The sequence below is a fragment of the Anaerococcus sp. HMSC065G05 genome, from assembly GCF_001812365.1.
Lineage (GTDB): Bacteria > Bacillota > Clostridia > Tissierellales > Peptoniphilaceae > Anaerococcus > Anaerococcus vaginalis.
This window is the reverse complement of record NZ_KV808721.1, coordinates 37,345-37,820: the sequence shown is the minus strand read 5'-3', so window position 1 is coordinate 37,820 and position 476 is coordinate 37,345. Positions and strand designations below refer to the sequence as shown.

Annotated in this window: 1 protein-coding gene; it reads right to left on the bottom strand. The window is 31.5% G+C overall.

Annotated elements, in window-relative coordinates; translation table 11 throughout:
* Positions 1-55: 55 nt before the first annotated feature.
* Positions 56-476, bottom strand: a 421-nt coding sequence (locus HMPREF2852_RS07260) for a methyltransferase domain-containing protein (protein ID WP_148130560.1), incomplete at its 5' end; no start/stop codon positions are given.

Genomic DNA, 476 nt, shown 5'->3' with positions numbered 1-476 from the left:
CACCTATACCTTTTAACGATAGCACTGGAATAAGCCTATAATTTCTACACTTTATTTACTTAGTGGGTGCAACTCTTGTCATCAATACAACACTCTCAACATGCATAGTCTCTGAAAACATATCACATCCCTTGATTTTTTCTAATTTATATCCCTTTTCTTGGAATCTTTTTATATCTCTTGCTAGTGTTTGTGGGTTACAGGAGATGTAGACTATTTTTTTTATTTTTGTTTTTGCTATTGTTTTTATTATCTCTTTATCTAATCCTGCTCTTGGTGGGTCTAGAACTATGGCGTCTATTTTTTCTTTTTTTATAAATTTATCGTCTATGTAGTTTGCATTTTTTGCTATGAATTTATAATCTTTTAGGTCATTTTCTTTTGCGTTTTCTTTTGCATCTTTTATGGCGTTTTTGTTTATTTCTATTCCTACAACATGATCATCGTTTATGGCGATTGAGCTTGTTGCTGAGCCA